Below are 4,761 nucleotides of genomic sequence, written 5' to 3' on the forward strand. Positions count from 1 at the left end.
TAAAATGCTGTGCTGCTTTTCGCACAGACATTTCATCTCGAATCATAATTTCTATGACTTTGTCTTTAAAATCTTTTGAATATCCCATATCTCTATTGTTCTATAGTTTTTAGGATTTGGCTATACATAAACGGAATAAAAATCAGTACCAAGACCGTACCGAATATCACCCCACCGAGTACGCTCACCCCAATCTCTTGGCGACTGGCTGCACCTGCACCAAAAGCAAGAACTAAAGGAACCACTCCCGCACCAAAAGCCAAAGAGGTCATCAAAATAGGACGTAAACGAAGTGCTGCGCCTTCCATTGCAGCCTCGATTACATGTTTGCCTTTTTCTTGTGCCATCGCTGCAAACTCTACAAGCAAGATCGCATTTTTACAGGACAGACCGATGGTCGTCAGCAAGGCAATTTGGAAATAGATGTCATTTGGAAAACCGGCCAGGTAGCTAAACAAAATATTACCACCTATCCCAAGTGGAATCGCACTCATGACTGCAGTTGGAATACTCCAACTTTCATATAGGGCAGCAAGACAGAGGAAAATAAATCCAATCGAGACTAAATATAGCCAAATCGCTTGATGACTTGATTTTTGCTCTTCAAAGGATAACCCACTCCATGCCACGTCTACACCCGGCACTTGGTCAACTAAAGCTTTCACATCTTGCATGGCTTGTCCACTTGAGACATTTTTGGCAGTATCCGCTTCCATTTGTAATGCGGTATAGCCCATAAAACGGTTAACAACTTCTGGACCACCACTCCAACCAATGGTTGAAAAATTACTAAATGGAATCATTTCATTTTGGTCATTACGTACATGCCAATAGGCTAAATCTTCTGGTTTAGAACGGAATTCGGCATCTGCCTGCATCATGACGCGTTTAATACGTCCACGGTCAATGAAATCGTTGATATAACTCCCGCCCCATGCACTACTCATGGTGCTATTAATCGCATTTTGCGTTAAACCCATGGCCATCGCTTGTTTTTGATCAATATCAACTTTCAGTTCAGCTTTGTCTGGGTTAGAGCGTTTGTCTAAATTTTCGAAACTACTGTATTGTGCGGATTTCTGTTGCAAGCTTTTAAATTGCGCATCGAGATAAGCACGTCCTTCGCCATTCATATCTCTCAGCCAAAACTCCAGACCATCGGTTTGCCCAAGACCACTGACTGAAGACGGCATGCTGACATTAATTTGTGCATTGTTGAACTTTTTAAAATGTTTCATAGCACGTTCACGAATCGCTTGCGCTGAATTGTGTTGTCCTGAACGTTCATCCCAATGCTTCAGTGCAATAAAGCCTTGCCCTAAGTTTTGACCCGTACCAGAAAAATTTCGTCCATAACGAATCATCACCAAATCGACATTTTGCTTTTCTTCAGTCAAAAAGTACTGTCGAATTTGTTCACCGACCTCACGACTTTTAGACATCGGTGCACCCTCTTGTAATTTAAGTTGCACACTCAAAATGCCTTGATCTTCACTAGGAATAAAACTGGTCGGCAACGCACGATAAAACAAAGCAAATACCGTAATGAGCCCCGCAAACAACACCACCGTCCATAAGCGATAACGAACCGTGGCTTGTGCAAGGGTCAAATATTTGGTTTTTAAAATCTCTAATTTGGTGTTAAACCAAATCGCCCAGCGCTGTGGTTTTGGATTGGGTTTTAAAATTAAGGCACATAATGCGGGCGTTAAAATTAGCGCAACCATCAATGACAAGCCCATTGCAGCCACAAGTGTGATGGAAAATTGTCTATAGATCACGCCCGTTGAACCACCAAAGAACGCCATAGGAATGAAGACAGCGGTTAATACCAAAGTAATCCCGATTAATGCCCCGCTAATTTCATGCATCGACTCGATGGCCGCTTGTTTTGCTGTTAACTGTTGTTCATGCATTAAACGTTCGACATTTTCCACCACAACAATCGCATCATCGACCAACAGACCGATGGCCAATACCAATGCAAACAAGGTGAGCGTGTTAATGGTCATGCCCAAAGCATATAAAATCGCTAAAGTCCCTAGAATCACCACAGGCACGGTAATCGCAGGTATCAGCGTTGCTCGCCAATTTTGTAAGAAGATAAACATCACCAAAACCACTAATAAAACGGCTTCGAATAATGTTTTCACCACTTCTTTAATCGATTCTTGTACAAATGGCGTGTTATCCCGTGGATAAACGATTTTATAACCGGCAGGTAATTGCTTCGCTAATTGTTCAATTTCTTGCTTAATTAAGGCTGAGGTTTCAAGTGCATTTGCCCCAGAAGCCAATGAGATCCCCATCCCTGAAGATGGATACCCGTTAATGGTATTGACCCCTGAATAATTTTCCGCACCCAATTCAACACGTGCAACATCTTTTAAATAGACAAAACTGCCGTCTCGTGCAGATTTGACAATAATATTTTCAAATTCTTCAACTGACTTTAAACGTGTACCTGAAGTGACTTTTGCATTGAGATATTGATCCGAAACACTGGGCAATTCACCTACGGCTCCGGCTGCAACCTGCGTATTTTGTGATTCAACAGCCGCACGGATATCACTGGGCATAAGGCTATATTGCTTTAACTTCAGTGGGTTGAGCCATATGCGCATGGCAAATTGCGAACCAAAAACATCGACTTCACCAATACCCTCAATTCGAGCAATGTCCTGTTCTAGATGAGTCATCATATAGTCACCAAGTTCGATATTCGAACTCTTGCCAGTCTCATCATAGAGGCCGATAACCATATGGGTATCACCCAAAGATTTATAGACATTTACCCCTTGGCGCTGCACATCTTCAGGCAGCCGATTGATTACTCCATTTATGGCATTTTGTACTTGTACTTGAGCGGTATCTGGGTCAGTGCCATTTTCAAAACTGATGCTGATCCGGCTTCGACCTGAAGAGTCGCTGCTTGAACTAAAATATAAAAGATGATCAATTCCTTTAATTTGTTGCTCAAGAACTTGTGTGACACTTTCCTCAACTGTTTCTGCTGACGCACCGCTATAACTTGCGCTGACCGTAATTCGTGGTGGTGCAATATCTGGATAGCGCTCTACCGGTAAATTGAGGACAGCAAATAGCCCGAGCGCCATGACGATGATCGCCAAGACACCTGCAAAAATCGGTCGATAAATAAAAAACTTAGACAGCATCAGTCCATGTCACTTTTCAATTAATGAAATAAAATGTGTTGATTGATTTTTTCAAAAAATCTTATTGATAATCAATCACAATGTGCTTGATTACAAGCCTAGACTACATAAAAACCTTGCTTGAAGCGAAATATGTAGAAAATATGGAGAGCCTCCACTTCAGCTATTTTAGTAAATTTATGTGACAAAACCGCCTCTGTCATGAAGTCTTAGCCACTGCCCTGCAATGTATGCCTGCAACTTCATTCATTTAAATAAAAAGATGCCGAGGCAGCCATGCAAAAACAATTAACAAAACAGTTAAATCTAGCCATAACAAGCAAAGTGAAATCCTCATGGGGGCGTGTCTTCACTGCTCCTTTTTAGCGTTTTCGGTTTATCTGCATGTAATTCGGATGACGATAAAACCCATGTCACCAAGCCCCCTGTTTTGCCTGATACTGGTTTTGTCATTGTTGGGCATCGCGGTGCCAGTGCTTTGCGACCCGAGCATACCCTTGCCGCATATCAAAAAGCGATAGATGATGGTGCGGATTTTATCGAACCCGATTTAGTACCAACCAAGGATGGCTATCTGGTTGCGCGCCATGAAAGTGAAATTTCAGGGACAACCAATATTAGTACGCTGTCACAATTTGCAGATCGAAAAACCACCAAAAAAATCGATGGTATTGACTATACAGGATGGTTTACAGAAGACTTTAATTTGAATGAACTGACTCAAAATGTAAAAGCACGTGAGCGTATTGCACAATATCGTCCTAATAACACTCAGTATAATGATCAGTACAGCATCCCGACGCTCGAACAAATTATTGAACTTGCCGACGCTCACTATAAAAAAACTGGGAAAATTGTTGGTTTATATATTGAAACCAAGCATCCCACATTTTTTCAACAGCAAAATCTAGCCATGGAAGATCGCTTACTCACAACGCTTGCCAAATACAGTTATACACGTGATATCGCACCTGTATATTTACAGTCCTTTGAAACCACCAATCTTAAATACTTACGTGATCAACTCACGCAAAAGAAAACCCTCAAACACGGCAAAATTATTCAATTATTAGATAGTCCAACTGCCATACCGGGTGACTTACAGCAACAAACGTCTCCACAAAATTATGCAAGTTTAGCCACTGCAGAAGGCCTAAAATCAGTGGCAAAATATGCAGATGGTGTAGGCCCAAGTAAAACGTATATCTTTTCAAACACTGAATTTAAACAAACCAGTTTTGTCAAAGATGCCCATGCTGCTGGTTTGAAAGTCCATCCTTATACACTCAGACCTGAAAATGGTTTTTTACCTGACTATTTAAAATGTAGCTCTGTGGCGACAGAACGTTGTGATACAGGTGCGGCCAAAGAATTTGAAAACTTCTATAAAGCTGGTGTAGATGGTGTATTTGCCGACGATCCAGGACTGGCACGTAAAACCTTAACGCAACTGCAAAAGCCCTAATTTTCCTAAAATGAAAAAAGACGCCGAGGCGTCTTTTTTATTGTTCAATGGAAATTTTAAAGTGGGTTTGCCAAATATTCTGCGGCTGACTGCGTTGCCACTGGCTGAGGTGCTGGAGCT

The 4,761-nt window shown here is 41.7% G+C and carries 2 protein-coding genes; one reads left to right on the forward strand and one right to left on the reverse strand.

All coding sequences use genetic code 11. From position 1 onward, the window contains the following. Positions 1–92: 92 nt before the first annotated feature. On the reverse strand, positions 93–3,176 hold the full coding sequence (locus FTU65_RS14125) for a multidrug efflux RND transporter permease subunit (RefSeq protein ID WP_180066954.1): 3,084 nt from the start codon (positions 3,174–3,176) through the stop codon (positions 93–95). 343 nt (positions 3,177–3,519) lie between these two features. Here FTU65_RS14125 and FTU65_RS14130 point away from each other — a divergent pair, with 343 nt between their 5' ends. Then, the gene (locus FTU65_RS14130; RefSeq protein ID WP_180066956.1) at positions 3,520–4,641 is read left to right on the forward strand and encodes a glycerophosphodiester phosphodiesterase family protein; all 1,122 of its coding nucleotides are present in this window, start codon (positions 3,520–3,522) and stop codon (positions 4,639–4,641) included. Positions 4,642–4,761: the final 120 nt, after the last annotated feature.

The sequence above is a fragment of the Acinetobacter sp. YH12129 genome (assembly GCF_013418685.1).
In the GTDB taxonomy this organism is placed as follows: Bacteria; Pseudomonadota; Gammaproteobacteria; order Pseudomonadales; family Moraxellaceae; genus Acinetobacter; species Acinetobacter amyesii.